The following is a 25,852-nucleotide window of genomic DNA, read 5'->3' as shown; positions in this document are numbered from 1 at the left end:
AGGCCCTAAGCTCCAGGGGTGAGCGATGCGGGGGAAGTCAAGTCGGAGAGCGTCCTGACCGTGCTCGTGGCGGGCCTGATGAACCTCGCCATCGCGGTCGCGAAACTCGTCGCCGGGGTCCTGACGGGCTCGGCGGCCATGGTCTCGGAGGCCGCGCACTCCGCGGCCGACACCGTCACGGAGATCATGCTGTACATCGCGCTGCGCAACAGCGTGAAGCGCCCCGACGAGGCCCACCCCTTCGGATACGGCTCGACGGCGTACATGTGGGCGGCGCTGGCGGCGGCGTTCACGTTCGTCGCGGGCGGCCTGTTCTCCATCACGCACGGCTTCCACTCGCTGCACGAGGGCGGGGAGGCCGACTTCCTGGTGTCCTACATCGTCCTGGCGATCTCGTTCGTGCTGGAGGCGGTCTCGTTCGGACGGACCATCGTGCAGCTCCGGAGCGAGTCCCGGGAGTGGAACGTGCGGCCCCGGATCTTCCTGCGGCACACCCCGGACACCAGTCTCAAGGCGGTGTTCCTGGAGGACCTCGCCGCGCTCATCGGTCTCCTGCTCGCGGCGGCCGGCCTGGTCCTCACCGAAGTCACCGGCGACCCGTTCTACGACGGCGGCGCCTCGATCCTCATCGGCGTGCTGCTCCTGGTGGTGGCGGTGCTGCTCGGGCACGCCAACCTGTCGCTCCTCATCGGGCGGAGCCTGCCGCCGCGGTTCCGCGCCGCCGTCAAGGCCGAGCTCGAGACGGGCGCGGAGATCAACGCCGTTCAGGAGCTCCTGACCCTCCAGCTCGGACCCACCTCGGTCCTGGTCGCGGCCCGGATCGACTACCGCGACAGCGCCGACGGCGCCGCCATCGAGGCCGCCAGCCGCGAGGCCGAGGCCCGGTTGCGCGAGCGGTACCCGCAGATCACCTACGTGTTCCTGAGCCCGTGGGGCGACGCGGAGCTCACGCGCTGACGGCCTCCTGGCACGCCGCGGGCGCACCGGCGGTTCGCACCGATGCGCCCGGGAAGCGGTCTAGCCCTGGAGGTCGGCGAGGGCCTTGCGCCACTGCGTCTGGTCGCGGGCCTCGCCGGGGAGGTTCATCTCGGCGAAGCGGACGACGCCGTCCTTGTCGATGACGAACGTGCCGCGGTTGGCCATGCCCTTCTCCTCGTTGAAGACGCCGTAGGCCTGGGCGACCGCGCCGTGGGGCCAGAAGTCGCTCAGCAGCGGGAACTCGAAGCCCTCGCGCTGGGCCCACACCTTGTGCGCGAACGGGGAGTCGACGGAGACGCTGAGGACCTGCACGTCGTCGGACTGGTAGGCGTCCAGGTCGTCGCGGATGCCGCACAGCTCGCCCTCGCACACGCCGGTGAAGGCGAACGGGTAGAACACGAGGAGGACGTGCTTCTCGCCGCGGAAGTCGGCGAGCGCGACCTCCTGGTTGTGCTGGTCCTTCAGCGTGAAGTCGGGGGCCTGGGCACCGGTCTCGATGGGCATGCGCGCTCCTTGCACTGGGCCCCCGCGGGCGGGGGCCTCGGGTGTCTGTCGCGCTGAAGGTTAGCGGCGGGCGACGACCATCCGCGACGCGACCCAGTCGGGGGAGGCGTTCAGCGTCTTGGTCGACTTCAGGCCCGCCTGCTCGGCGGAGTCGGCGACGTCGGCCGGGTCGATGTGGCCGGGCCTGCCCGCCTTCGGGGTCAGGAGCCACACCACGCCGTCGTCGGCGAGCGGGTCCCGGGCGTCCAGGAGGAGGTCGACGAGGTCGCCGTCCTCCACGCGGCACCACAGCAGGACCGCGCCGACGATCTCGTCGGAGTCCTCGTCGAGGAGCTCGCCGACCGCCTCGATCACGGCCGTCCGCAGTGCGGCGTCAACGTCGGTGTCGAATCCGATCTCCATGACCGCCTCGACTCCTTCGAGCCCGAGTCGCTGCACCACGCTCGACACGTCCACCGGGCTGCTCGGAGCGTTCACCTTGTCCCCTCCATAGGTCGGCATCCAGGGCGCGCCGCCCTGTAGTCCACAGCATATGAAGTAGAGCATATTCGGTGGGGCATATGGCGGACTCGCGCGCCCGTTCGCGAAGCACCTTCGGCAAGCGGTCGCACGCCTCCGACGTGCGGACGTGCGGGAGTGTTCACGTGGTCGTGATCTCAAGGGCGCGCGGGCCGCGGACGAGGGCGCAGGTGAGCGGCCTTCGAGGTCGCGGGGAGTGTGGGCGCGGTCGCATCAACCCGGGTGGGCGGCGGAGGGGCGCGGTAGATTCGGGGGAGGATGGTAGAGAACGATGACACTCTGCTGCCATGAGAGCAACCCTGCAAAGCCGCAGTCTTAGAACGAGGGATCGCCCGTGACCACGGAACAGAACCGGCCGCCCATCAGTGACGGATTGCCGACCCAAGTGCCGGACACTGACCCCGGGGAGACCAGCGAATGGCTGGACTCCCTCGACGGCCTCCTCGACGCCGGCGGGCGCACCCGTGCCCGCTACGTCATGCAGCGGCTGCTCGAGCACGCACGGAAGCGCCAGATCGGCGTGCCGGCGTCCACGAGCACCGACTACGTGAACACGATTCCCGTCGAGGCCGAACCCCACTACCCCGGCGACGAGGCCGTCGAGCACCGCATCCGCGCGTACGTCCGCTGGAACGCCGCGATGACCGTGCACCGCGCGCAGCGTCCCGGCATCGGCGTGGGCGGCCACATCTCGACGTACGCCTCCGCCGCGAACCTCTACGAGGTGGGCTACAACCACTTCTTCCGCGGCCGCGACCACGAGGGCGGCGGGGACCAGATCTTCTACCAGGGCCACGCCTCCCCCGGCATGTACGCCCGGTCCTTCGTGGAGGGGCGCCTGACCGAGGACCACCTCGACGGCTTCCGCCAGGAGGTGTCGCGCCCGCAGGGCGGCCTGCCCTCCTACCCCCACCCCCGCCTGATGCCGGACTACTGGCAGTTCCCGACCGTGTCGATGGGCCTGGGCCCGATCAACGCGATCTACCAGGCCCTGTTCAACCGCTACATGGACGACCGCGGCATCCGCGACACCAAGAAGCAGCAGGTCTGGGCGTTCCTCGGCGACGGCGAGATGGACGAGGTCGAGTCGCGGGGCGCGCTCCAGTTCGCGGCCGGCGCCGAGCTCGACAACCTCACGTTCGTCGTCAACTGCAACCTCCAGCGCCTCGACGGCCCGGTGCGCGGCAACGGCAAGATCGTCCAGGAGCTCGAGTCGTACTTCCGCGGCGCGGGCTGGAACGTCGTCAAGGTCATGTGGGGCCGCGAGTGGGACCCGCTCCTCGCCGCCGACCACGACGGCGCGCTGGTGAACCTCATGAACACCACCCCCGACGGCGACTTCCAGACGTTCAAGGCCGAGTCCGGCGCGTTCATCCGCGAGCACTTCTTCGGGCGCGACACGCGCACGAAGGCGATGGCGCAGCACATGTCCGACGACCAGATCTGGGACCTGCGCCGCGGCGGCCACGACGACCGCAAGATCTACGCCGCGTACAAGGCCGCGATGGAGCACGAGGGCCAGCCCACCGTGATCCTCGCGCACACCGTCAAGGGCTACAAGCTCGGCTCGACCTTCGAGGGCCGCAACGCGACCCACCAGATGAAGAAGCTCTCGCTCGACGACCTCAAGGGCTTCCGCGACGCCCTCGACATGCCGGTCACCGACGAGCAGCTCGAGCGGAACCCGTACCTGCCGCCGTACATCAAGCCGGCCGAGGACTCCCCCGAGCACGAGTACCTGCAGGAGCGCCGCCGCGCCCTCGGCGGGTCGATCCCCTCGCGCCGCAACACCGTGATCCCGCTGAACCTGCCGGGCGAGGACGCCTACAAGTCGGCCAAGCGCGGCTCCGGCAAGCAGAAGGCCGCCACCACGATGGCGCTGGTCCGGCTGCTCAAGGACCTCATGCGGGACAAGGAGACCGGCAAGCGCTGGGTCCCGATCATCCCGGACGAGGCCCGCACCTTCGGCATGGACGCGATGTTCCCGACGGCGAAGATCTACTCGCCGCACGGGCAGCAGTACCTGTCGGTGGACCGCGACCTGTTCCTGTCGTACAAGGAGTCCGAGCAGGGCCAGCTCCTGCACGTGGGCATCAACGAGGCGGGCTCGCTCGCCGCGTTCACCGCCGCGGGCACCGCCGGCGACACGCTCGGCGAGCCGATGATCCCGTTCTACATCTTCTACTCGATGTTCGGGTTCCAGCGGACCGCCGACGCGATCTGGGCGGCCTCCGACCAGCTCGCGAACGGCTTCCTCATCGGCGCCACCGCCGGGCGGACCACGCTCAACGGCGAGGGACTCCAGCACGAGGACGGCCACTCGCTCCTGATCGCGCACACCAACCCCGCGGTCGTCTCGTACGACCCGGCGTTCGGCTACGAGATCGGGCACATCGTGCAGGACGGCCTGAAGCGCATGTACGCCGACGGCGAGCACGTCTTCTACTACCTCACGGTGTACAACGAGCCGATCGTCCAGCCGGCCGAGCCGGAGGGCGTCGACGTCGAGGGCATCCTGCGCGGCATCCACCGCGTCTCGTCCTCCGACGTGCAGGGTCCGCGAGTACAGCTGCTGACCTCCGGGTCGGCGATGTCGTGGGCCGCGAAGGCCGCCGAGCTGCTCGCCGCCGACTGGGGCGTGGCCGCCGACGTGTGGTCGGTGACCTCCTGGTCCGAGCTCAACCGCGACGCGATCGAGGCCGAGCGGCACAACCTGCGCCACCCCGAGGCCGAGAAGCGGGTCCCGTACGTGACCTCCAAGCTCGCGGGCGCCGAGGGCCCGTTCGTCGCCGTCAGCGACTACCAGCGGGCCGTGCCCGACCTGGTCAGCCGCTGGGTGCCGGGCGAGTACACCTCGCTGGGCACGGACGGCTTCGGCCACTCCGACACCCGCGGGGCCCTGCGCCGCCACTTCAACGTGGACGCCGAGTCCGTGACGGTGGCGGCCCTCCAGCAGCTCGCCGCCCGCGGCGAGGTCAAGCCGGAGCTGGTGGCCCAGGCCGCCGCGAAGTACGCGATCACCGACCCGACGGCCGCCGAGGCCGGCGAGGCGGGCGGCGACTCCTAAGGCCGCACCGCGCGACGAAGGGACCGGAGGGCACTGCCCTCCGGTCCCTTCGCGTTCACGCGCACGGCGCACGGGCGCCGGACGCGTCGCCACGGCCGGCCCCCGGGCTCCGGACGCGAACGAGGGCGGGCGCACCGCAGCGCGCCCGCCCTCAATGCGTCTCGGTCGGACTAGGCCTCTTCGGCCTCCTCCTTCTCGATCTCGGCGCGCACCGCGTCCATGTCGAGTTCCTTGACCTTGCCGATGATCTCCTCCAGCGCGGCCGGCGGCAGGGCGCCCGGCTGGCTGTAGAGGAGGATGCCGTCGCGGAAGGCCATGAGCGTCGGGATCGACTGGATCCCGGCCTCGGCGGACAGCTCCTGCTGGTCCTCGGTGTCGATCTTCCCGAAGACGACGTCGCTGTGCTGCTCGCTCGCGGACTCGAACGTCGGCGCGAACATCTTGCAGGGTCCGCACCAGTCGGCCCACCAGTCGACCAGCACGATGCCGTTGCCGGTGACGGTCGCTTCGAAGTTGTCCTTGGTCAGTTCAACGGTGGCCATAGGACCGCCTCTCTGTTCTTGTCTGAAATCGTGCTCTCTCGGGCAACAGTAGTGGCGCATCGGGTATTCCGACCGACGTCGGTGCGCGGCGCGCGCCACGTCTGGCAGGCTATAGGGCATGGACCTGGCCACGACCATTCAGAACATCGAACGCTCCTCGTCGGCGCTGACGACCCAGTCGCTCACCCGGATGGACGAACGCCTCCCCTGGTTCCGCGACCTCCCCGCCGAGCAGCGCTCGATGGTGACCCTGGTGGCCCAGGCCGGCGTCCGTCAATTCCTGGAGTGGCTGCGGTCCTCCGGCGACGACCTCGGCACCTCCGACATGGTGTTCGAAGCCGCGCCCCTCGAGCTCGCGCGCGCCATCAGCCTCCAGCACACCGTCGCCCTCATCCAGGTCGTCATCGACGTCGTCGAAGAGCAGGTCCCCCAGCTCGCCGCCGACGGCGAGGACGACCAGCTGCGGGAGTCCGTGCTCCGCTTCAGCCGCGAGATCGCGTTCGCGGCCGCACGCGTGTACGCCCGCGCCGCCGAGACCCGCGGCGCCTGGGACGCCCGCCTCCAGGCGATGCTCGTCGACGCGCTCCTGCGCGGCGACAACTCCGACGAGCTCATCAGCCGCGCCGCCGCGCTCGGCTGGTCGGAGACCCAGACCATCACCGTCGTCTGCGGCGCCACCCCCGGCGGCGAGGCGACGCTCGTCCTCCACTCGGTGCAGCGGGCCGCCCGCCGGCTCGGCCTCGACATCCTCGCGGGCGTCCACGGCGCCCGCCTGGTGCTCCTCCTCGGCGGGGTGAAGGAGCCCGTCGAGATCGTCGAGAAGCTCACCGGCCAGTTCGGCGAGGGACCGATCGTCGTGGGGCCCACCGTGACCGGGCTCGCCGACGCCTCCGCCTCCGCGCTCGCCGCGGTCGCCGGGCACCGCGCCGCCCCCGCTTGGCCCGACGCGCCCCGCCCCGTCACCGCGATGCAGCTGCTCCCCGAGCGCGCCATCGCCGGGGACGAGGCCGCCCGCCAGGGCCTGCGCGAGGGCGTCTTCATGACGCTGCGCCGCGCCGGCGGCGAGCTGCTGGAGACCATGGACGCGTTCATCGCCTCCGGCGGCGTCCTCGAGGGCACCGCTCGCGAGCTGTACGTCCACCCGAACACGGTCCGGTACCGCCTCCGCCGCATCCAGGAGGTGACCGGTTTCTCCCCCACCGATCCGCATGAGGCCTTCGTGCTCCGTGTGGGGTTGACCATAGGCCGCCTGGAGAACTCCCCGGCGACCCGGCGTCCTCGCAGCTGACAACGAGTGTTGTAGATTCCCTACAAGAACGGGCGGGGCTTTCAGTCCTCCGGCCGCTCCCGTTTCCCATGCCGTCGATGCGAAAGTTCTAGTGTGCTTGCCATTCTCGCCCCTGGGCAGGGCTCTCAGAAGCCCGGCTTCCTGACGCCGTGGATCGAGGCCGACCCCGCCGCAGCCGCGAAGCTGCGCGACTGGTCCGACCTCATCGAACTCGACCTCGTGCGCCTCGGCACCGAAGCGGACCAGGCCGAGATCACCGACACCGCCAACACGCAGCCGCTCCTGGTCGCCGCCGGCCTCATCGCCGCCGACTACCTGCCGGTCGGCGCCGCGAGCGTCGTCGCCGGGCACTCCGTCGGCGAGCTCACCGCGCTCGCCCTCGCCGGGGTCCTCACCCCCGAGGCCGCCGTGCGCCTCGCCGCCGTCCGCGGCCGCGAGATGGCCGCCGCGTGCAGCATCGAGCCGACCACCATGGCCGCCGTCCTCGGCGCCGCCGAGGACGAGGTCCTCGCCGCCATCGAGTCGGCCGGCGCCTGGCCGGCCAACCGCAACGGCGCCGGGCAGATCGTCGCCGCCGGCCCCGTCGCCGCCATCGAGAAGCTCGCCGGCGATCCGCCCGCGAAGGCCCGCATCATCCCCCTGAAGGTCGCCGGGGCGTTCCACACCCCGCACATGGCGCCCGCGCAGGAGGCCCTCGAGGCGCTCGCCGCCGAGATCCCCACCGCCGACCCGGTCCGGACGCTCCTGTCCAACCGCGACGGGAGGCCCGTGACCTCCGGCGCCGCCGCCCTGCAGCAACTGGTGGCCCAGGTCACCTCACCCGTCCGGTGGGACGCCTGCATGAGTACGCTTGGAGAACTGGGGGTCACGGCGGTCGTCGAGCTGCCGCCCGCGGGCACGCTCACCGGGCTGGCCAAGCGGGCGCTCAAGGACGTCGAGCGACTCAACGTCAACACCCCCGACGACCTCGCGGCTGCGGCCGCTCTCGCAGGGAACGAAGGAGCCGAGTGAGCGTCAACGGAACACGGGTCGTCAGCGTCGGGCACTACCAGCCCGAGAGGGTCCTCACCAACGAGGACCTCTCCAAGATCGTCGACACCAACGACGAGTGGATCGTCTCCCGGGTCGGCATCAAGGAGCGCCGCATCGCCGCCGACGACGAGAAGGTCGCCGACATGGCGACCCACGCCGCCAGGCAGGCCCTCGAGAACGCCGGCCTCCAGCCGACCGACATCGACATGGTCATCGTCGCGACGGTCTCCGCCAAGGACGTCTGCCCCAACACCGCCTGCCGCGTCTCCGAGGCCCTCGGCATCGATGCGCCCGCCGCGATGGACGTCAACACCGCGTGCTCGGGCTTCGAGTACGCGCTCGCCCAGGCCGACATGGCGATCCGTATCGGCAGCGCCACCCGCGCGCTCGTGATCGGCGCCGAGAAGCTCACCGCGGTCACCGACTGGGAGGACCGCACCTCGTGCGTCCTCTTCGGCGACGGCGCGGGCGCGGTCGTGGTCGAGGGCACCGACGACCCCGCCCTGGCGATCAGCCCGGTCGTGTGGGGCTCGGAGCCGTCCATGGCCGACGTCATCCGCATCGAGGAGGACGTGCCCTACATCAAGCAGGCCGGGCAGACCGTCTTCCGCTGGGCCACCACCCAGCTCGCGCCGCTCATCGAGAAGGTCGCCGAGCGGGCCGACGTCAAGATCTCCGAACTCGCGGCCTTCGTGCCGCACCAGGCGAACCTGCGGATCATCCAGGGCATCGCCAAGCGCCTCGACTTCAGCGACGACTGCGTCGTGGCCGAGGACATCGTCTACTCCGGCAACACCTCGGCGGCGTCGGTGCCGCTGGCGCTGTCGAAGTTGGTACAAAGTGGCAAGGTGGCCTCCGGCGCCCCGATCCTCCTGTTCGGATTCGGCGGCGGGCTCACCTACGCCGGGCAGGTCATCCGCTGCCCGTAACTATCGAAAGGGAATAACTCATGGCTCTGTCTCGTGACGAGATCCGCGAAGGCCTGTCGGACATCCTCGAAGAGGTCGCGGGCGTCAACCCCGACGATGTCGCCGACGGCAAGTCCTTCACCGACGACCTTGACGTCGACTCGCTCGCCATGGTCGAGGTCGTCGTGGCCGCCGAAGAGAAGTTCGGCGTGAAGATCCCCGACGACGAGGTCGCCAACCTGAAGACCGTCGGCGACGCCGTCTCCTACATCGAGAAGGGTTAATGTGACTGAGGTAGTCGTGACCGGGCTCGGCGCGACCACTCCCCTCGGCGGGGACGTGGCGTCGACCTGGGAAGCACTCGTGGCCGGACGGTCGGGCGTCCACCAGCTCACGCACGGGTGGGCCCAGGAGCTGCCCTGCCGGATCGCCGCCGAGCTGGCGGTGGAGCCGTCCGAGGTCCTGCCTCGGGTCCGGCTGCGCCGCCTCGACCGCTCGGAGCAGATCGCGCTGGTCGCGGCTCAGCAGGCGTGGGACGACGCGGGGCTGAACGACGACCTCGACAAGGAACGGCTCGGCGTCGTCTTCGGCTCCGGGATCGGCGGCGCGCTCACGCTCCTCGCCCAGGACGACATCCTGGAGGAGAGCGGCGCCCGCAAGGTCTCCCCGTTCACCGTGCCCATGCTCATGCCGAACGGCCCCGCGGCCGTGGTCGGCCTGGAGTTCGGCGCCCAGGCGGGCGTGCACGCCCCCACCAGCGCGTGCGCCACCTCGGCCGAGGCGATCTCCTGGGCCGCCGACATGATCCGCGCCGGCCGTGCCGACGTGGTCGTGGCGGGCGGCGCCGAAGCAGTCATCGGCGGCCTGCCGATGGCCGGCTTCTCGTCGATGAAGGCCATGTCCACCCGCAACGACGACCCCGAGCACGCCTCCCGGCCCTGGGACCGCGACCGCGACGGGTTCGTCATGGGCGAGGGCTCCGGCGCCCTGATCCTGGAGCGCCGCGAGCACGCCGAAGCGCGCGGGGCGAGGATCTACGCCGTCGTGGCGGGCTCCGGCCTGACCTCCGACGGCTACGACATCGTCCAGCCCGACCCGGAGTGCCGGGGCGGCGGGCGCGCGATGGCGGCGGCCATCAAGCAGGCCGGCATCGACCCGAAGGACATCGGGCACGTCAACGCCCACGCCACGTCGACGCCGGTCGGCGACATGGCGGAGGTCAAGGGCATCAAGCGCGTCGTCGGCGACCACGTGGTGCTCACCGCGACCAAGTCCATGACCGGGCACCTGCTCGGCGGGGCGGGCGCGGTGGAGTCGATCGCGGCGATCATGGCGATCGTCGACGGGGTCATCCCCCCGACGATCAACCTCGAGAACCCCGACCCGGCCCTGGACCTGGACGTGGCCGCGAACGAGGCCCGCAAGGTGGAGCTGAACGCCGCGCTCAACACGGCCTTCGGCTTCGGCGGCCACAACGCGGCGCTCTTGTTCACGAAGGCGTAGCCGGAGTGAACTTGAGGTTCAGGACGAAGGCGTAGCCGGAGTGAACCGGAAACGCAGTACGAAGGCGTAGCCGTAGTGAACTTGAGGTTCAGCACCAAGGCGTAAGCGGTACAAGCGAACAGCGGGGCCTCGTCGCGACAGCGGCGGGGCCCCGCCGTCGTTCGCCGGTGCATCGGGAGTGTCTCGGCGAGCCGCGGAGCGCCTACCACAAACCGGGCATGAGAGGGTCCCCTGGAGCAAAAATACTCCCGGAGTACGACATCCCACTGAAGGTGATCCTTCTTCGGAATGAGGCGAAACGGTACCGCAGGCGGGAGCGCGGCCCGGGGGCTGGCACTACCGTGGAGACGACGAGTTTTTCCTAGACTGTGAGAACACCCGAACCCAGTCCAGGAGACCAGGAAGCCCGTTCCGATCCCGAAGGAGCCCGACGTGACCGCGACCCCCTACGCGACCGCCGACCCGCCGAAGGCGGGCCCGCCCGCACCGATCACCAAGGCCGAGCGCTCGCTCGCACCCGACATCGCACGCGGCGGCATGCTGCTGTTCATCGCCCTCGCGAACGTCCCGATCCACTTGTGGGGCATGGGCCTCGACAAGTACAACCACAACACGGGCCAGTCGGCCGCCGACCACATCGCCTACTTCGTCGAACAGCTGCTCATCGCGGACCGCTCACGCCCGATGTTCGCGATCCTCTACGGCTTCGGCATCGCCGTCATGGCCTCGCGCATGTTCGCCCGCGGCATGGAGGCCAAAGGCGTCCGCAAGATCCTGCGCCGCCGCTCGTGGTGGCTCCTCGCGTTCGGGTTCCTGCACGCGACCTTCCTGTTCTTCGGCGACATCCTCGCCCCGTACGGCGCCATGGGCCTCATCGCCCTGTTCTTCGTGCACCTCTCCGACAAGTCGCTCAAGAAGTGGCTCTGGGGCTCGATCGCGTACGTCGCGGTCGTCGGCACCCCGATCATGGCGTTCTTCTACACCGGCGCCGCCGCGCCGCCCGGCGACGACAGCCTCCCGCCCTACCTCGGCCAGATGCTCATGGGCGCGATCGCCTCGCCCGTCGCCGTGCTCGCGCTCGTCGTCACCGGATCGTTCTTCCCGCTCATCATCGCGGGCATGATGCTGCAGCGCTCGGGCTGGCTCAACCACCCCGAGGACCACCTGCCGCGGCTGAAGCTCGTCTTCGTCACCGGCATGATCGTGAACGTCGCCAGCTCGCTGGGCGTCGCGCTCATCGCCCTCGGCGCCTGGGAGCCGTCCCAGACGCTGTGGGTCGCCGCCGTCTACACGACCCTCCTCGGCGGCATGTACGCCGGACTCGGCTACATCTGCGGGTTCGCGCTCCTGGCGCACAAGCTGCGCGGCTACGGCCGCCGCGGCATCCCCGGGGCCCTCGCCGCGGTGGGCGAGCGCTCGCTGACGAGCTACCTGCTGCAGTCGTTCATCATGGCGCCGCTGCTCACCGCCTGGGGTCTCGGCCTCGGCGAGGACATGGGGTACCTGGCGGCGTTCGGCGTGGCCTTCGGGACCTGGGCGGTCACCGTGGTGATCGCGGTGCTGCTGGACAAGGCCGGGAAGCGCGGCCCGTTCGAGGTATTGCTGCGGCGCCTCACCTACGGCCGCAAGCGGTCCTAGGACGCTGTACGAGACGCCCCCGTGTCGGATGGCCGACGCGGGGGCGTTCGCGTGCGCGGGCCCGTGGCAGAATACGGCCGTGCGAGTGAGCTGGATTCCCTTCCGACTGCTGCGGGCCGCCGTGTTCGCAGCGGTCTCGGGGTCGGCGTCGCTCCTGCTGCACCTGTGGAGCGGCGGGCACGCGCCCGGGCCGCTCCAGGCGGCCGCGGCCTTCGGGCTGGTCTTCGCCGCCGCGTACGCGGTCGGGAACCGCGAGCGCGGCTTCCTCGTCCTCGCGCCGCTGTGCCTCGCGGCCCAGTGGGGCCTGCACGAGCTGTTCCAGGCGGGCGCGGTCGAGACCGCGCACGCGCACGGGGCGGGCCTGAGCATGTGGCTCGTGCACCTCGCCGCGGCCCTCGCGCAGGCGTCGTGGCTGGCGCGCGGCGAGACCGCGTTCGCGGCCCTGCTCGACCTCCTGACGCTGTGGTTCGCGCGCCTCGTGCGCATCGCGGGCCTGCACGCCCCGGCCGCGGTGCGGCCGCACCGGTTCACCGCCCGGACGCGCGAGCCGCGCCCGGCCCCGGCCGCCCCGGCGTCCATCTCGCGCCGCGGTCCGCCGCGGCTCGCTTTCTGATCCCGACGTCCCCCGGCGCCACGCGGCGCCACCCCCTGCCCGGAGTTCCGGGCTGCTCAGAAAGCGACGCATGTCAACTCCCAGGTTTCCGGCTGCCCTGCGGCAGCCGCTCCTCCGGCTGCATTTCTACGCCGGCATCCTCATCGCACCGTTCCTGCTGGTCTCGGCCCTGACCGGACTGGCCTACGCCCTCTCCTACCCGATCGAAGACGCCCTCTACGCCGACCTGCGGACCGTCGATCCCGGCGGCGAGCCGCTGACGCTCGCGAACCAGGTCGGCGCCGTCACCGAGGCGCACCCGGACTGGTCGGTGACGGCCGTCCGGCCCGCCGCCGAACCGGACGCCTCGACCGCGGTCCTCGTCGACGACGGCGTCGTCCGCGAGTCCGGCGCGGTCGCCGTCGTCTACGTGGACCCGTACACCGGCGAGCTGCTCGGCGACTCCACGACGTACGGGTCCTCGCAGGCCGGCCCGGTCCGCGAGTGGATCTCGACGCTCCACCGGAACCTGCACCTCGGCGAGCCGGGCCGGCTCTACTCCGAGCTCGCCGCGAGCTGGCTGTGGGTGGTGGCCCTCGGCGGCCTGGTCCTGTGGATCGCGCGCCGGCAGCGCACGCGCACGGCTCGCAGACTGCAAGGAGGGGGAAGCCGCGGCTTCTGGTGGCCCAGGCCCGCCGGCTCCGGCCGGTCCCGCACCCTCGCGTGGCACGGCCCGGTCGGGGTGTGGCTGGTGCTCGTGCTGCTGTTCCTGTCCGTCACGGGCGTCACGTGGTCGCGGTACGCGGGCGAGCACGTCGCCGAGCTGCGGGCGGCGCTGAGCTGGACGACCCCCGCGATCGAGGTGGACTCGGGCGCGTCCGCCGGCGACCACGCCGGGCACGACGCGATGACCGGCATGGCGACCTCGGCGTACTCGATCACGCTCCTCGACAGCGTGTACGCGGCCGCCCTCGACGCGGACATGGCCGACCCGATGCAGATCACGCTGCCGACCGGGTCGGCCACGCAGTACCTGGTGAGCGAGCAGCGGCGGTCCGCGCCGCTGGAGCAGGACCAGATGGTCGTCGACACCGCCTCGGGCGCGCCGCAGGTCGCCGACGAGCTGCGGTTCGCGGACTGGCCGGTCATGGCGCAGGCGACGAGCGTGCTCATCGCCGCGCACATGGGCCTGCTGTTCGGCCTGGCGAACCAGCTGGTCCTGGCGGCCGCGATGGTGCTGCTGGTCCTGGTGATCGCGTGGGGCTACCGGATGTGGTGGCAGCGCCGCCCCAAGGGCGCGGTCGTGGGCCGCGCGTACCCGCGCGGCGGGCTGCGGCGGCTGCCGTGGCCGTGGGTCGCGGGGATCGTGGCGGCCGCGGCCGCCGTGGGCTGGTGCTTCCCGCTGCTGGGGATCTCGCTGGCGGCGTTCGTGGTCGTCGACGTGGCGGTGGGACTGTGGCGGCGGTTCCGCAGGCCGCCGGCGGAGCGCGGGTCCGGCGGGGCGACGGTGTCGCGGCGGACGGCGCTGGCGTCGGCGACGATCACGGCCGCGGTCGGCGCGGGCGTCGGCATGGCGATCGCCTCGGGGGCGCGCGATGACGGCGCGGCGGCCGAGGACGAGGGCGCCGGCACGGAGCCGTTCTACGGCGACCGGCAGGGCGGGATCGAGACGCCGGTCCAGGGGCACGCGCTGTTCGCGGCGTTCGACCTGGCGGCCGCGGACCTCGCGACCGGGGCCGCGCTCGACACCGCCGCGGTCGCGGCGAACCTGCGGGCGCTGCTGCGGGACTGGTCGGACACGGCGGCAGCGCTCGCGGCGGGCGAGGCGCCGCCGAAGGCCGCGATCGACGGCGACGACCAGTTCGACGCCGAGGCGGTCGCGGCGGGCCTGGACCCGGCGCGGCTGACGGTGACGTTCGGGATCGGCCCGGCGGCGTTCGCGAAGGCGGGTCTGGAGGCCGCGCAGCCGTCGAAGCTGACCGAGCTGCCGGAGTTCGACGGGGACCGGCTGAACCCGGCCTGGTCGGGCGGGGACCTGCTGGTGCAGGTCTGCGGCGACGACCGGCAGGTCGTGTCGAACGCGTTCCTGGAGCTGCGGAAGCGGGCCGCGGGCCGGGGCGCGCTCCTGTGGGTGCAGCACGGCTTCTCGTCGGCGCCCGCGGGCGGCGGGACCCCGCGGAACCTCATGGGGTTCAAGGACGGCAGCGCGAACCCGAAGGCCGGGAGCGAGGAGTTCGACGCCCGCGTGTGGGCGGTCGACGCGGAGCCGTCGTGGTTCGAGGGCGGCACGTACCTGGTGTTCCGCAAGATCCGGATGCGGCTGCCGGACTGGTCGATGCTCAGCGCCCAGGACCAGGACCTGACGTTCGGGCGGGAGCGGGACTCGGGGGTGCCGCTGAGCGGCGGCGGCGAGTTCGACCACCCGGACTTCACGGCGCTGGACGCCTCGGGCCTGCCCGCGGTGCCGGCCGACTCGCACATCGCGGTCGTCCACGACGCGGCGATGGTGCGGCGCGGCTTCAACTACGACTACGGGTTCCTGACCCAGGGCGACGTGTCCTCGGACGCGGCGGCCGACGGGCACCTGGACGGGCACATGCACGCCGAGCACCCGTACGACGCGGGGCTGCTGTTCGTGTCGTTCCAAGCCGACCCGCAGGTGTTCGTGGACTCGCAGGAGCGGATGGCGGCCTCGGACCGGCTCATGGAGTTCATCACCGCGGAGGGCTCGGGCGTGTTCGCGGTGCCGCCGGGGGCGGCCGAGGGCGGCTTCGTCGCCGAGGCCCTGTTCCGGCCGTGACGCGGCGGGGCGGGCGCCGGGGGGCGCCCGCCACGTTCACCGCGTCAGCGGGGTTCGGCGGGCGGGCGCGGTGCGCCGCCCGCGCCCGCTACTGCTGCCAGCGCCGGCCGGTGAGGAGCTCGTAGGCCTCGATGTAGCGGGCGCGGGTGGCCTCGACGATGTCGGCGGGGATCTCGGGGGCCTCGGCGTCGTCGGGGCGCCAGCCGGTGGACCGGGCCCAGTCGCGGACGAACTGCTTGTCGAAGGACGGCTGGGTCTGGCCGGGCTTCCAGCCGGCGGCGTCCCAGAAGCGGGAGGAGTCGGAGGTGAGGACCTCGTCGGCGAGGGTGAGGACGCCGTCCTCGTCGAGGCCGAACTCGAGTTTGGTGTCGGCGATGATGATGCCCTTGTCGAGGGCGATCTCGGCGCCGCGGCGGTAGACGTCGAGGGTGAGGTCGCGGACGCGGGCGGCGAGGTCGGGGCCGAGGCGGTCGGCGGTCTGGGCGTAGGTCTCGGGGGCGTCGTGGTCGCCGACGTCGGCTTTGGTGGTGGGGGTGTAGACGGGTTCGGGGAGCTTGGAGCCGTCCTGGAGGCCGGGGGGCAGGGCGACGCCGTTGACGGTGCCGGTCTCGCGGTAGTCGGCGAGGACGGAGCCGGTGAGGTAGCCGCGGACGACGGCTTCGACCTTGACCATGTCGAGGCGCTTGACGCGGACGGCGCGGCCGGCGAACTCGGCGGGGACGTCGTCGGCGGAGACGACGTGGTTGGGGACGATGTCGGCGAGGCGTTCGAACCACCAGAGGCTGAGGGCGGTGAGGAGGGCGCCCTTGCCGGGGATCTCGGTGGGGAGGATGACGTCGTAGACGCTGACGCGGTTGGACGCGACGAGGACGAGGTCGCCGCCGTCGGCGTAGACGTCGCGGACCTTGCCCTGGTGAATGAGTTCCACTGCTGCTCCCGGTTGCTCGTGCTGCGTCGATTACATCAGCGGGGTCGTCATCCTACGTCTCGTCCGGCGCGCGGCTGTGCCGAGCGACACCTGCCGGGGGGCGGTGGCGCGGCGTAGGCTGGGGCGGTGACTTCCGTACAGCCTGAAGGACGCCGGATGCTGCGCCTCGAAGTGCGCAACGCCCAGACCCCGATCGAGAAGAAACCCTCCTGGATCAAGGTCAAGGCCAAGACCGGACCCGAGTACACCGAGCTGCGGGGCCTCGTCAAGAGCGAGGGCCTGCACACGGTGTGCCAGGAGGCCGGGTGCCCCAACATCTACGAGTGCTGGGAGGACCGCGAGGCGACGTTCCTCATCGGCGGCTCCCAGTGCACGCGGCGCTGCGACTTCTGCCAGATCGACACGGGCAAGCCCGGTCCGCTCGACCGGATGGAGCCGCTGAAGGTGGCCGAGTCGGTGAAGACGATGGGCCTGAAGTACGCCACCGTCACCGGCGTCGCGCGCGACGACCTGGACGACGGCGGGGCGTGGCTCTACGCCGAGACGGTGCGCCAGATCCACGAGGCGATCCCGGGGTGCGGCGTGGAGCTGCTGATCCCCGACTTCAACGCCGAGCCCGACCAGCTGGCCGAGGTGTTCTCCTCGCGTCCGGAGGTGCTCGCGCACAACGTGGAGACGGTGCCGCGGATCTTCAAGCGCATCCGCCCGGCGTTCCGCTACGAGCGGTCGCTCGAGGTGATCACGAAGGCCCGCGAGGACGGCCTGGTGACGAAGTCGAACCTGATCCTGGGCATGGGCGAGACCCGCGAGGAGATCTCGCAGGCCTTGAAGGACCTGCACGCGGCCGGCTGCGAGCTCATCACGATCACGCAGTACCTGCGCCCGACGAAGCGCCACCACCCGGTGGACCGGTGGGTGAAGCCCGAGGAGTTCGTGGAGCTGTCGGCCGAGGCCGAGGAGATCGGTTTCGCGGGCGTCATGAGCGGTCCCCTGGTGCGCTCGTCGTACCGGGCGGGGCGGCTGTACCGACAGGCGATCGAAGCCCGCAGCGAAGCCCTCGCGTAACGCGCCGGTAGACTTGGGAACATGGCAAAGCAGCAGGAAAAAGAGACGTTCGGGTCGCGCCTGAAGACGATCGGGATGGCGATCAAGTTCACCAACCAGCGGGACAAGCTGTTCCTGCCGTTGGAGGCCGCCGCGATCCTGCTGCCGTTCGTCATCGTGACCGCTCTGGTGGTGTTCGCGCGGTTCTCGCTGTTCTGGTACGTGTCGGCGGTGTTCGTGGCGCTCCTGGCGGGCCTGATCGTGCTCAACATGCGCACGAGCAAGGTCGTGAACCAGGAGGCCGTGGGCAAGCCGGGCGCGGCGTACGCGCTCATCGACGGCATCCGCGGCTGGGTCGTGACGCCCGGCGTGGCGGCCCTGTCGGAGACGCAGATGGTGCACCGCGCGGTCGGCAAGGCCGGTGTGGTGCTGCTGGGCGAGGGCGGCCCGAAGACCCGCAAGCTCCTCGGCCAGGAGAAGAAGCGGATCTCGCGCGTGGTCGGCTCGACCCCGGTGTACACGTTCCTGGTGGGCGAGGCCGAGAGCGACGACTTCTCGGTGACGGAGGTCCGCAAGCGCCTCATGAAGCTGCCGAAGAACATCGACTCCAAGGCCGCGAACCACATCGCGAAGCGCCTCGACGCGCTGGGCGTGGGCATGGCGATCCCGAAGGGGCCCATCCCGACGAGCGTGAACCAGGGCCGTGCGGCCCGCCGGGCGATGCTCCGCGGCCGCTAGGCCCGCACCGCTGCGACAGACGTCGGCCCGGCCGGGGGACTCCCCCGGCCGGGCCGCTTCGCGTCCGGGGCCCGGTCGGGCCGGGCACGCGAAGACGGGCCCGCCTCCCAGGCGCGGCCCGTCGCTCGTGTGCGTGCGTGGATGCAGGTCAGAAGATGTCGCCGTTGTCGCGGCGGCGGCGCCAGCGCTCCTCCATCCGGGAGGTGAACCCGCCGGGCTTGGCGTTCTTGGCGCCGCCGGTGGTCCGGGTGGTCCCCTTGCCGTCGACGGCCTTGAGCTTCACGTTCGTGCCGCGCCGCTGCGCCCACAGGCCCAGGATGAGGCCGCCGAACATGAGGACCGCGCCGATGGGGGCGCCCCACTTCGCCGCGCTCCCGCCGGCGATCACCGTGCCGATGACGGCGGCGATGCCGATGACCGTGACGACCCCGGCCAGGATGAACCTGCGCCGGGTCACATGCGCCGGATCGTGGGCGCGCACCGCGTTGGCGAACTGCGGGTCTTCAGACAAGGACTGCTCGATTTGCTCGAACAGACGTTGCTCGTGGTCGGAGAGCGGCACGACACTCCTCCTGCACTAGTCTCGACGGGGCCGACGAGGCCCCGGTGCTTGTAGTCCAAGTCTACGAGGCTTTCGCCCGAGGCGGAAGGCAGTTCGTCCTTGAATCGGTCCGTTCTGGCCTCGTGATCCCCAGGCGGGGGCACTCGGAGCGGCGGCGCTCACGCAGCCGGGTGCCCAGGATCGCGGGTGTCTACACGCGAGTCTCTCCGGGCGAGTCTCCCAGCCGATCCGACGGCGCCCTTCCCGAACTTCGCAGTGGCCCTGTCCATCACGGTTTCGATGTCGCGCCAACCGTGTTCGGGTTCGCCGAGGGCGACCTGGCGGCCGACGGACGCGGACTCGACGAGGTGGTCGAGCTTGACGCCGATGAGCCGCACGGGCGCGGTGGCGGCCGCGTCGGCCATCTCGCGGGCGGCGTCGTAGATCTCGCGGCCTACATCGGTGTGAGCCGCGAGCATGCGGGAGCGGGTGATGGTGCGGAAGTCGCCGAAGCGGATCTTGACGGTGACGCCGCGCCCGGCCCAGCCGGCGGCGCGGGCGCGGGAGGCGACCTTCCGGGACAGCTCGAGGAGGACCGGTCCCCACACGGCGGCGTCGGGGGCGTCGTGGCCGAAGGTGGTCTCGTTGCTGATGGACTTCTCGACGCGCTCGGGGCTGACGGGCCGGGGGTCGATGTTGCGCGCGAGCGCGTACAGGTGTTCGGCGCTGGCGGTGCCGACCGAGGAGGCGAGGCTGTCGACGTCGAGGCGGGCGAGGTCGCCGACGGTGCGCATGCCGAGGCGCGTGAGCTTCTCGGCGGTCTTCTCGCCGATCCCCCACACGGCGCGGACGGGCAGGCGGTGGAGGAACTCCAGTTCGGTGGCGCGCGCGACGACGCCGAGGCCGTCGGGCTTGGAGGCCTCGCTGGCCAGCTTGGCCATGAACTTGGTGGAGGCGATGCCGACGGTGCAGGTGATGCCGTGCTCGGCGCGCACGCGCGCGCGGATGGAGCGGGCGATCTCGACGGGCGCGCCGATGAGGCGGCGGGCGCCGGCGACGTCGAGGAACGCCTCGTCGACGGAGATGGGCTGCACGTGGGGCGTGTACTCGCGGAAGATCGCCATGATCTGCCGCGAGACCTCGCCGTAGGAGGTCGTGGGGGTCATGAACACGCCCTTGGGGCAGCGGCGGCGGGCGATCGCCATCGGGAGGGCGGAGTGGACGCCGTAGGTGCGGGCCTCGTAGGACGCGGCGGCGACGACGCCGCGGGGGCCCAGGCCGCCGACGATGACGGGTTTCCCGCGCAGGGAGGGGTCGCGGGCGACCTCGACGGACGCGAAGAACGCGTCCATGTCGACGTGGAGGATCGACAGCCCGTCGTCGGGCAGGTCGGGCCCGATGAAGCGACTGAGTTCCCCGTGCACACGCGAAGCGTAGCCGCCGGGTCCGACAGGCCGCGGCGGCTCAGCCCGCCCGGTAGGTCCAGAGGGGGACCGCCATCTCGGCGGGGGTGAGGCCGCCGTGCTGGCCGATGAGGCGGGCGACGTGCGGGGGCTCCCCTTCGACGCCGACGATCGCGAAGGTGCCCTTGCAGGCGACGACCAGGTCGCCGATGCGCTCGCGGGCGGCGTCGGTGACCTTGGGGCCGAACCAGCCGCGGTCGACCGCCTCGTCGCGGCCGATGAGTTCGGCGCGGTCCCCCACCGCGTCGGACCAGGCCTCGCGCACGTCGTCGACCGCGCCGGGCGCGGTGTACAGGTACCGCATGCGCCCGTCGCCGGCGACCGCGTCGACCCCTTGGAGGAGGTCGGGGCGCTGGTCGACGTGGAGGCGGTCGGTGACGTTGACCATGCCGTGGTCGGCGGTGACGAACAGGGCCGCGTCGCGCGGCAGGCCGGTGAGGATGCCGTCGATCGCCTCGCTGACCTCGGCGACCGCTTCGAGCCAGTCCGGGGAGCCGACGCCGTGGAAGTGCCCGGCGGTGTCGACGTCGGGCAGGTACGCGTAGACGAGGCTGCGGTCGGCGCGGGCGAGCGCGGCCACGGTGCCCTCGGCGACCTCGCGGGGGCTGACGGCCGGGAGCCAGTCGGCGCCGCGGTAGATCGCGCGGGTCAGGCCGGTGTCGCGGAACGTGCCGTTGGAGACGATCGTGCACGCGACGCCGTCGGCGCTCGCGCGTTCGAACGCGGTCGGCTCGGGCTGCCAGGTCTCGGGGTCGGGGCTGGAGCCGTCCCAGCGGATGTGGGTGACGAGGTCGCCGGTGTCGGGGACGCGGACGGTGAACCCGATGATGCCGTGGCGGCCGGGCGGGAGGCCGCAGGCGAGGGACGCGAGGCTGATCGGGGTCGAGGAGGGGACGGTGGCGGTGATCGCGGTGAGGGTGCCGATCTCGCCGTGGTGGACGGCGCCGACGGTGGCGCTGGCCTGCGCGGCCTGGCCGAGGAGGTGGTAGCCGAAGCCGTCGAGGAGGAGCACGGCGACGCGGCGGACGCCGTCGAGCTCGCCCTGTCGCAGGAGCACGGCGGGGCTGTCGGTGCGCTGGGGGACGCCTAGGGCCGCAAGGGCGGTGGGCATGACATCGGCGAGGGTGCCGGTGCCGTAGGCGGGTCGGGTTTCCGCCGGGTACGGGCTCGAAGGCATGGCCTAGAGGCTAGCCGGTTTCGTCTCGTTTCGGCCACATGAGAGGCAGGTGGCCCGGATTCCGGCAGGTCGTAGCGCCTACGTCTCGGGGATGTCGAGGCCGGAGCGGTAGGCGATCGCGACGAGGCCGGCGCGGTCGCGGGCGCCGAGCTTGGCGAGGAGCTTGCCGACGTGGGTGCGCACGGTGGCAGGGCTGATGAACAGGCGCTCGCCGATCTCGTCGTTGGGGAGCCCGGTGGCCACCCAGCGGAGGATCTCCTGCTCGCGTTCGGTGAGGTCGCCGAGGTTGGGGTGGGGGCGGGCGCCGCCGGTGCCGCGCTCGGCGTACGCGTCGATGACCTTGCGCGTGACGTCGGGGCTGAGGAGCGAGTCCCCGGCGGCGGCGAGGCGGACGGCGCGCAGGAGGTCCTCGGGCGGGGCGTCCTTCATGATGAACCCGGCCGCGCCCCCGGCGAGGGCCTCGAAGATGTACTCGTCGATCTCGAACGTGGTGATCATGACGACGCGGGTGCCGGCCAGGGACGGCTCGCGGCCGATGCGGCGCAGCACCTCCAGGCCGTCGAGGCCGGGCATGCGGATGTCGAGGAGCGCGACGTCGGGCCGGAGGCGCCGGATGACCTCCCACGCTTCGCGGCCGTCCTCGGCCTCGGCGGCGACGTGGATGTCCTCCTCGTCGCGGTAGAGGTTGCGCAGGGCCATCCGAATGAGGCTCTGGTCGTCGGCGATCACGAGCTCGATCATCGCGGTTCCTTGCGGTCGTAAGGGATGCGGGCCTTGACGGCGAAGCCGCCGCCGGGCCGGGGCGCGGCCGTGAACGCGCCGCCGCCGGCCTGGACGCGCTCCATCATGCCGGTGACCCCCTGGCCCATCCGGTCCGGGTGGAGGGGGCCGCCGCGGCCGTCGTCGAGGACGGCGACGCGCAGCGCGGCCGCGTCGCAGGCGATCGTGACGGCGGCCTTCGTCGCCTCGGCGTGGCGGATGACGTTGGTGAGGGACTCCTGGACGACCCGGTAGGCGGTGGCGGCGACGTTGACGGGGACGGCGCCCGGGTCGCCGGTGAGCGTGTAGTCGACCGCGAGGCCGCCCTTGCGCACGCCGTCGACGAGCGCGGCGACGTCGGCGACCGCGCCGGTGGGCCGCAGCTCCGGCTGCTGGCCCTTGCGCAGCGGCGCGAGGGTCGCGCGGAGGTCCTGGAGGGCCCGGTTGGAGGCCTCGCGGATCGCCGCCAGGTTCTCCACGACCGCGTCGGGCGTCCCGGCGTGCTTCTCGGCCATGTGGAGGGCGACGCCCGCGTTCATGGAGACCACGGCGAGGCTGTGGCCGACCACGTCGTGGATCTCGCGGGCCATCTCCACGCGCTCCTCGGCGCGGTACCGCTCGCGCTCGGCCTCGCGCTCGCGCGACCGGGCGCGGCGGGCCTCCTTGACGATGCGGCCGCCCGCGGCGGGGACGCCGAGCCACACGAGCGCGACGCCCGCGGTGAACCAGAGGCTCGTGTCGCCGTCGAGGAGCGTGTGGAACGCGACGGTGTAGACGAACAGGCCGGCGAGCACGTACGCGGTGGTCCGCAGGGTGCGCGCGAACGCGTAGAAGCACACCGCGACGGCCGGGAGCATGAACACCGGCCCCTGCGGCAGGTCGAGGTACAGGTACACCGAGAGGGCCGCCATGGTGCCCGCGAGCGCGGCCTCGGGCGAGAGGCGCCGGACCGCGAGGAACGCGGCCATCGCCCCGATGAGCGCGAACGCGGCCGGCGCGGGCTTGACGCCGCCGTTCGCGCCGACGGTGCCCCCGGACGTCAGGAGCCCGAGCAGGAGCGCCAGCCCGATGTCGAAGACGGGGGCCGGGACGCCGCGCCGGGTCGCGTTCACAGTGCTCACAGGCTCAAGGCTACGGTCCGGGCGGGGCCGCGGCGTGGGCCGGACGGCGTAATCGCGCCTACGCTCCTCGACGTAGTCGCGGCCTCAGCGCATCGGCTTGCGGGCGAGCAGGTGGATGTTGGTCGCCATGTCGCGGAAGGGCACGCGGGAGGCGGTGGCGAGCTCGAACTCGCGCAGGGCCTCGCCGGTCGCGGTCTCGGGCGTGGCGGCCTGGATGAGGTCGCCGACGACGCCGACGCCGTGGACCTGCTCGGTGACCAGGCCGGAGCCGCCGATGAGCGCGGTGAGGGTCGCGGTCTCGAAGCGGCGCTTGATGGTGTCGCGGCCCTCGCTGACGCCGTCGACGTCGACGAGGAGGTCGAGCGCGGTGGAGAACTGGCCCGACAGGGCCTTGGCGAGGACGGCCGCGATGCGGTTGGCGACGAGGACGGAGACCGCGCCGCCGGGCGCGCAGGCCTTCGCGAGCGCGTCGAGCGCGGTGTCGGGGTAGTCGACCATCTCCAGGACGGAGTGGCACAGGACGAGGTCGGCGGCGCCGGGCTCGGTGACGTCGGGGAGCTCGTCGGCGTCGGCCTGGACGGCCTGGACCCGGTCGGTGACGCCGGCGTCGGCGGCGCGCTGGCGCAGCGAGGCGAGGGCGTTCGCGCTGGGTTCGACGACGGTGACCTCGTGGCCGAGCTCGGCGAGGGGGACGGCGAAGCCGCCGGAGCCGCCGCCGACGTCGAGGATGCGCATGGTCGCGCCGGTCCCGGCGGCGAAGCGCTCGATCTCGGCCGACAGGACGGACCACACGACGGCGATGCGGGGGTGGTGGGGAGCCTTGGCGGTCTCCCTGGGAATGTTGTCGACCATGCGGCACAGCCTAGCCTTGTTCGGGCGGACGGGTAAGTGAGAAACCCCCCGGGCGGGGCCCGGGGGGTGTCGTTCGCGGGGCAGGCCCTAGTCGCGCAGGAACGGCGGGCGCTTCCGGATCTCCCGCAGGTACGCGGGGTTGTTGCGGAAGTACCGGCGCCACAGGCGCTTGGGCTCCTTGGTGAGCCGGAAGAGCCATTCGAGGCCGTTGCGCTGCATCCACGGCGGGGCCTGCGGGACGAGCCCGGCGTGGAAGTCGAAGGCCGCGCCGACGCCGAAGAGCGCGGGGGCGTGGAGGCGGTCGCGGTGCGCGGCCATCCAGCGCTCCTGCTTGGGGGTGGACAGGCCCACCCACACGAGCTGGGCGCCGGAGTCGTTGATGCGCTTGACGATCTCGGCGTCCTCGTCCTCGGTCAGGGGCCGGAACGGCGGCGAGTACATGCCGGCGAACGTGACGCCGGGGATGCGCTCGGCGAGCTTCTCCGCGAGGAGCTCGGGCACGCCGTCCTTGCCGCCGTACAGGAACGAGGACCAGCCGCGCTCGGCGGCGCGGGCGAGGACGTTGAGCATCAGGTCGGGCCCGTACACGCGGTCCATCCACTCGGCCCCGGCCTGGCGCCCGGCCCACACCATCGGCATGCCGTCGGGCGTGGTCAGCCCGGAGGCGTTGTGGATGGCGAGGAGCTCGGGGTCCCGCTGGGACTCCATGACGCCGTGGACGCCGGTGACGCACACGTAGTGGCGCTCGCCGGTCTCGACCCAGCGGGTGACCTCGGTGAGCGCCATCGCCTGGTCGACGGTGGAGACGCCGACGCCGAGGACGTCGACGCGGCGGAGCTGCGGTTCGGCCATTACAGGTTGTAGGTGGCCTTGACCTGGTCGTAGACCCACTCGTAGGTCTTCGACATGCCTTCGCAGAGCGAGATCGAGGGCTCCCAGCCGTAGTACTTCTGGATGAGCGTGTTGTCCGAGTTGCGGCCGCGGACGCCGAGGGCGCCTTCGACGTGCTTGAGCTCGATGTCGATCCCGGCGATGTCGGCGACCAGGTAGTACAGGTTGTTGATGGTGGTCAGCTCGGAGGAGCCGAGGTTGAGGGGCTCGGTGACGTCGCCGCGGGTGAACATCTTGGTGCCGTGAACGCAGTCGTCGATGTAGGTGAACGAGCGGGTCTGCTCGCCGTCGCCCCAGATCTCGACCTCCTTCTGGCCGGTGAGGGCGGCGACGGCGATCTTGCGGCAGGTGGCGGCGGGGGCCTTCTCGCGGCCGCCGTCCCAGGTGCCGACTGGCCCGTAGATGTTGTGGTAGCGGGCGATGCGGGTCTCGAGGCCGAAGTCCTCGCGGAAGTGGCGGCACATGCGCTCGCTGAAGAGCTTCTCCCAGCCGTAGCCGTCCTCGGCGTCGGCGGGGTAGGCGTCCTCCTCCTTGAGCGGGGCGATGTTCGCCTCGGTCTGCTTGTACCCGGCGTAGACGCACGCGGAGGAGGAGTAGAAGAAGCGGCCGACCTCGGACTCCTTGGCGGCCATCAGCATGTGGGTGGAGGGCAGGACCGAGAGCATGCACAGGGCCTTGTTGTTCTCGATGAAGCCCATGCCGCCCATGTTGCAGGCGAGGTTGTAGACCTCGCCGGCGCCGCCGCCGATCGCGGTCTCGCAGTTCGCGAGGTCGGCGAGGTCCATCTGGAGGCTCTCGGTGTCGCCGTGGACCTGGTACCACTCGTCGAGGGGCTTCACGTCGACGGCCCGGACGGTCTTGCCCTCGGCGAGGAGGCTCGCCACCAGGTGCCCGCCGATGAAACCACCGGCTCCCGCCACTACCGCGTCCACGCTTGCCGCCATCGTCACTCCTCGGTTGTCCGGGT

Annotated in this window: 23 protein-coding genes and 1 pseudogene; 12 read left to right on the top strand and 12 right to left on the bottom strand. The window is 71.8% G+C overall.

Annotated features, from left to right (window positions below; genetic code table 11):
• Window positions 1–18 precede the first annotated feature (18 nt).
• Complete coding sequence (locus ABD419_RS07720) at window positions 19–957, top strand: cation diffusion facilitator family transporter (protein WP_344484056.1); 939 nt, start codon at window positions 19–21, stop codon at window positions 955–957.
• 60 nt (window positions 958–1,017) lie between these two features.
• Here ABD419_RS07720 and ABD419_RS07715 read toward each other — a convergent pair whose 3' ends face one another.
• The gene (locus tag ABD419_RS07715) at window positions 1,018–1,482 is read right to left on the bottom strand and encodes a peroxiredoxin (protein WP_344484053.1); all 465 of its coding nucleotides are present in this window, start codon (window positions 1,480–1,482) and stop codon (window positions 1,018–1,020) included.
• A 60-nt stretch (window positions 1,483–1,542) separates the two neighbouring features.
• Window positions 1,543–1,959 carry a DUF3052 family protein gene (locus ABD419_RS07710; protein ID WP_344484050.1) on the bottom strand — a complete coding sequence of 139 codons (417 nt, stop codon included), beginning with the start codon at window positions 1,957–1,959 and terminating at the stop codon, window positions 1,543–1,545.
• Between the two features lie 376 nt (window positions 1,960–2,335).
• On the opposite strand from ABD419_RS07710, the gene aceE reads away from it, so the two are divergent.
• Entirely contained in the window at window positions 2,336–5,068 is a 2,733-nt protein-coding gene (gene aceE, locus ABD419_RS07705; protein WP_344484048.1) for a pyruvate dehydrogenase (acetyl-transferring), homodimeric type, read from the top strand.
• A 170-nt stretch (window positions 5,069–5,238) separates the two neighbouring features.
• Here the strand turns inward: aceE and trxA are convergent, their stop codons facing one another.
• A complete protein-coding gene (gene trxA / locus ABD419_RS07700) occupies window positions 5,239–5,610 on the bottom strand; it encodes a thioredoxin (RefSeq protein WP_091043352.1) in 372 nt (123 codons plus the stop codon).
• A 118-nt stretch (window positions 5,611–5,728) separates the two neighbouring features.
• On the opposite strand from trxA, the gene ABD419_RS07695 reads away from it, so the two are divergent.
• From ABD419_RS07695 to ABD419_RS07660, 8 genes and pseudogenes are all read left to right on the top strand, one after another.
• Window positions 5,729–6,898, top strand: a complete 1,170-nt coding sequence (locus ABD419_RS07695) for a PucR family transcriptional regulator (RefSeq protein ID WP_344484043.1) — start codon at window positions 5,729–5,731, stop codon at window positions 6,896–6,898.
• Window positions 6,899–6,991: 93 nt separating this feature from the next.
• Window positions 6,992–7,885, top strand: a pseudogene (locus ABD419_RS07690) (ACP S-malonyltransferase); the annotation flags it as partial.
• Between the two features lie 20 nt (window positions 7,886–7,905).
• Complete coding sequence (locus ABD419_RS07685; protein WP_344484040.1) at window positions 7,906–8,859, top strand: beta-ketoacyl-ACP synthase III; 954 nt, start codon at window positions 7,906–7,908, stop codon at window positions 8,857–8,859.
• A gap of 26 nt (window positions 8,860–8,885) precedes the next feature.
• Window positions 8,886–9,122, top strand: a complete 237-nt coding sequence (locus tag ABD419_RS07680; protein ID WP_030159099.1) for an acyl carrier protein — start codon at window positions 8,886–8,888, stop codon at window positions 9,120–9,122.
• 1 nt (window position 9,123) lies between these two features.
• Window positions 9,124–10,341: a beta-ketoacyl-ACP synthase II gene (fabF, locus tag ABD419_RS07675; RefSeq protein ID WP_344484038.1), complete on the top strand. Its 1,218-nt coding sequence runs from the start codon at window positions 9,124–9,126 to the stop codon at window positions 10,339–10,341.
• 432 nt (window positions 10,342–10,773) lie between these two features.
• Complete coding sequence (locus ABD419_RS07670) at window positions 10,774–11,979, top strand: DUF418 domain-containing protein (protein ID WP_344484036.1); 1,206 nt, start codon at window positions 10,774–10,776, stop codon at window positions 11,977–11,979.
• Between the two features lie 85 nt (window positions 11,980–12,064).
• Window positions 12,065–12,592 carry a hypothetical protein gene (locus ABD419_RS07665; RefSeq protein ID WP_344484034.1) on the top strand — a complete coding sequence of 176 codons (528 nt, stop codon included), beginning with the start codon at window positions 12,065–12,067 and terminating at the stop codon, window positions 12,590–12,592.
• A gap of 70 nt (window positions 12,593–12,662) precedes the next feature.
• Complete coding sequence (locus ABD419_RS07660) at window positions 12,663–15,371, top strand: Dyp-type peroxidase (RefSeq protein WP_344484032.1); 2,709 nt, start codon at window positions 12,663–12,665, stop codon at window positions 15,369–15,371.
• An 88-nt stretch (window positions 15,372–15,459) separates the two neighbouring features.
• Here the strand turns inward: ABD419_RS07660 and ABD419_RS07655 are convergent, their stop codons facing one another.
• Window positions 15,460–16,299, bottom strand: a complete 840-nt coding sequence (locus ABD419_RS07655) for a phosphoribosylaminoimidazolesuccinocarboxamide synthase (protein ID WP_344484030.1) — start codon at window positions 16,297–16,299, stop codon at window positions 15,460–15,462.
• A 156-nt stretch (window positions 16,300–16,455) separates the two neighbouring features.
• On the opposite strand from ABD419_RS07655, the gene lipA reads away from it, so the two are divergent.
• On the top strand, window positions 16,456–17,364 hold the full coding sequence (gene lipA / locus ABD419_RS07650) for a lipoyl synthase (RefSeq protein WP_344484028.1): 909 nt from the start codon (window positions 16,456–16,458) through the stop codon (window positions 17,362–17,364).
• Window positions 17,365–17,385: 21 nt separating this feature from the next.
• Window positions 17,386–18,081, top strand: a complete 696-nt coding sequence (locus ABD419_RS07645) for a DUF4191 family protein (protein WP_344484026.1) — start codon at window positions 17,386–17,388, stop codon at window positions 18,079–18,081.
• A gap of 148 nt (window positions 18,082–18,229) precedes the next feature.
• Here the strand turns inward: ABD419_RS07645 and ABD419_RS07640 are convergent, their stop codons facing one another.
• The 8 genes from ABD419_RS07640 to ABD419_RS07605 form a co-directional block, all read right to left on the bottom strand.
• Complete coding sequence (locus ABD419_RS07640) at window positions 18,230–18,643, bottom strand: DUF3040 domain-containing protein (RefSeq protein ID WP_344484023.1); 414 nt, start codon at window positions 18,641–18,643, stop codon at window positions 18,230–18,232.
• A 158-nt stretch (window positions 18,644–18,801) separates the two neighbouring features.
• Window positions 18,802–20,046 carry a DNA polymerase IV gene (dinB, locus tag ABD419_RS07635; RefSeq protein ID WP_344484020.1) on the bottom strand — a complete coding sequence of 415 codons (1,245 nt, stop codon included), beginning with the start codon at window positions 20,044–20,046 and terminating at the stop codon, window positions 18,802–18,804.
• A gap of 40 nt (window positions 20,047–20,086) precedes the next feature.
• Entirely contained in the window at window positions 20,087–21,262 is a 1,176-nt protein-coding gene (locus tag ABD419_RS07630; RefSeq protein WP_344484017.1) for an alkaline phosphatase family protein, read from the bottom strand.
• Window positions 21,263–21,340: 78 nt separating this feature from the next.
• Window positions 21,341–22,003, bottom strand: coding sequence for a response regulator (locus ABD419_RS07625; protein WP_344484014.1), 663 nt, complete (start codon window positions 22,001–22,003; stop codon window positions 21,341–21,343).
• Window positions 22,000–23,142 carry a sensor histidine kinase gene (locus tag ABD419_RS07620; RefSeq protein ID WP_344484011.1) on the bottom strand — a complete coding sequence of 381 codons (1,143 nt, stop codon included), beginning with the start codon at window positions 23,140–23,142 and terminating at the stop codon, window positions 22,000–22,002. The genes ABD419_RS07625 and ABD419_RS07620 overlap by 4 nt, the downstream gene beginning before the upstream one ends.
• 84 nt (window positions 23,143–23,226) lie before the next feature.
• The gene (locus ABD419_RS07615; protein WP_344484008.1) at window positions 23,227–23,994 is read right to left on the bottom strand and encodes a methyltransferase domain-containing protein; all 768 of its coding nucleotides are present in this window, start codon (window positions 23,992–23,994) and stop codon (window positions 23,227–23,229) included.
• Between the two features lie 87 nt (window positions 23,995–24,081).
• Window positions 24,082–24,846: a WecB/TagA/CpsF family glycosyltransferase gene (locus ABD419_RS07610; RefSeq protein ID WP_344484005.1), complete on the bottom strand. Its 765-nt coding sequence runs from the start codon at window positions 24,844–24,846 to the stop codon at window positions 24,082–24,084.
• On the bottom strand, window positions 24,846–25,829 hold the full coding sequence (locus ABD419_RS07605; protein ID WP_344484002.1) for an NAD-dependent epimerase/dehydratase family protein: 984 nt from the start codon (window positions 25,827–25,829) through the stop codon (window positions 24,846–24,848). The genes ABD419_RS07610 and ABD419_RS07605 overlap by 1 nt, the downstream gene beginning before the upstream one ends.
• Between the last annotated feature and the right edge of the window lie 23 nt (window positions 25,830–25,852).

Origin of the sequence: Glycomyces endophyticus (assembly GCF_039531525.1) — a bacterium.
Taxonomy (GTDB): Bacteria; Actinomycetota; Actinomycetes; order Mycobacteriales; family Micromonosporaceae; genus Glycomyces; species Glycomyces endophyticus.
The sequence above is the reverse complement of the archived record's forward strand: the minus strand, read 5'-3'. Positions and strand labels throughout refer to the sequence as shown.

Coding starts and splice junctions, on each gene's coding strand:
- ABD419_RS07645 (WP_344484026.1), top strand. CDS start 17,386: ATGGCAAAGCAGCAGGAAAAAGAGACGTTCGGGTCGCGCCTGAAGACG.
- lipA (WP_344484028.1), top strand. CDS start 16,456: ATGCTGCGCCTCGAAGTGCGCAACGCCCAGACCCCGATCGAGAAGAAA.
- ABD419_RS07660 (WP_344484032.1), top strand. CDS start 12,663: ATGTCAACTCCCAGGTTTCCGGCTGCCCTGCGGCAGCCGCTCCTCCGG.
- ABD419_RS07715 (WP_344484053.1), bottom strand. CDS start 1,482: ATGCCCATCGAGACCGGTGCCCAGGCCCCCGACTTCACGCTGAAGGAC.
- ABD419_RS07630 (WP_344484017.1), bottom strand. CDS start 21,262: ATGCCTTCGAGCCCGTACCCGGCGGAAACCCGACCCGCCTACGGCACC.
- trxA (WP_091043352.1), bottom strand. CDS start 5,610: ATGGCCACCGTTGAACTGACCAAGGACAACTTCGAAGCGACCGTCACC.
- ABD419_RS07605 (WP_344484002.1), bottom strand. CDS start 25,829: ATGGCGGCAAGCGTGGACGCGGTAGTGGCGGGAGCCGGTGGTTTCATC.
- ABD419_RS07610 (WP_344484005.1), bottom strand. CDS start 24,846: ATGGCCGAACCGCAGCTCCGCCGCGTCGACGTCCTCGGCGTCGGCGTC.
- ABD419_RS07615 (WP_344484008.1), bottom strand. CDS start 23,994: ATGGTCGACAACATTCCCAGGGAGACCGCCAAGGCTCCCCACCACCCC.
- ABD419_RS07695 (WP_344484043.1), top strand. CDS start 5,729: ATGGACCTGGCCACGACCATTCAGAACATCGAACGCTCCTCGTCGGCG.
- ABD419_RS07625 (WP_344484014.1), bottom strand. CDS start 22,003: ATGATCGAGCTCGTGATCGCCGACGACCAGAGCCTCATTCGGATGGCC.